Source organism: Oleiphilus sp. HI0123 (genome assembly GCF_001635315.1).
In genome coordinates this window covers 1-1,385 of the sequence record NZ_LWGE01001196.1, presented here as the reverse complement: position 1 = coordinate 1,385, position 1,385 = coordinate 1, and the positions used below count along the sequence as shown (strand labels likewise).

General features: G+C 41.8%; 1 protein-coding gene. It reads left to right on the top strand.

The features are described from left to right. Positions 1-1,180, top strand: a 1,180-nt coding sequence (locus A3761_RS13345) for a hypothetical protein (protein ID WP_231881223.1), incomplete at its 5' end; no start/stop codon positions are given. Between the last annotated feature and the right edge of the window lie 205 nt (positions 1,181-1,385).

The following is a 1,385-nucleotide window of genomic DNA, read 5'->3' as shown; positions in this document are numbered from 1 at the left end:
ATACGCCTATTTAAATGGCCTGGATGTCTTTTTTCTAGTTGCCCTCATCTTATTTCTTTTCCTTTTAACCTATTTGACAACAGGATTAAACAGCAGCTATAAAATTGCTGCCAGCTTTGTATGTAGTGCTTTCGCTTACATTCTTGTCAGCTATTTATGTCTTTCGAATTTATCGCTTCTTTTGCCTATCGGGCTACCATTGTCATCACTCTTTATATTGTGGTTAGTAGTCGACTTTAAGTATGGCTCTGGTTTACTTAGCCAGCTTGGGGATTTACTCCGCTCCAACCAATCTACCGATATTAGTGAGCCTGGACAACTATCCAAGCCTTGTGTGGTTGTGATGGCTGAGTCAATCAGGGATAGCCATGTAGACTCGTACAAGCGTCTAGTCAGTTCGATCGATATCCTCACTTACTGGGTGCAATTGTTGGCGCTGATTAATCTGGCCGAGTACTTTGAAAAACATCCTTCTGAAAGAGACAAGATAGATAAAGGGGTTTGGAAAAAGTGGCGTCGCCCAACGCTTGGCAACTATTTGCACATATTCAGAGATATTTGTAAGCAATACTCAAATATTTCGGACGCGGTTGGTTCATCACGCTTCCCTCAGCTTTACCATTTGACTAGGCAGAAAGGGGATAGCGGCATTGAGAGTCTCTTATTTCGTATTATTGATATTCGCAACGAATGGAAGCATTTTGCTTCTACGGGATATACCGAGGCGCAGATTCAGGACGCTTTAGATGAGGTGTACGATATTGAACAGGGCTTGAGTAGTGCGCTAAGTTTTCTAGACTCCTTTGCCTATATTAAACCCAAGAAGTTCAAATCAGAAAATAACGGCACTTACTACTGGGATTGCCTAGTGTATTCTGGCGCAAGTACATATATCGATGAGTTTGCTACTTCCGATAAGCTGGAGCTTGATAAGCTTTATCTTTTTGATACTCGTAAGTGGGGTAGCTTCAACAATACACTTTGCCTTGAACCCTGGATATTCGCGGGTGAATGTCGACACCACCACCGTGAAGAGCTGTTCTTCTTCAGTGGACTTGAAAATGATGGTGCTTCACGTCGTTATTCAAAGAACATTAAGTATGCCGGGTTAACAGAGAGCTGTTGTCCTGAGGGTGAGCCACAGATTGGTGATGAACTGTTTAAACTATTGGCTCGTTAAGACCGAGTACTTCGAATCTAGTCATATAATTCTTCGCTAGTCTTAGGTTATGAAGGGATCCATTGTCCCTTTAATGTCCGGTTAAACCTCTTCAAGAATTTATTAAATTTCTTCCTGTACTACGAGGCGCTAGAGCCTTGCATAGGCATTAGCCCGTGTTATTTCTCTAGCGCAATTTAAATGTAAATAGAGGAAGAAAAATGGA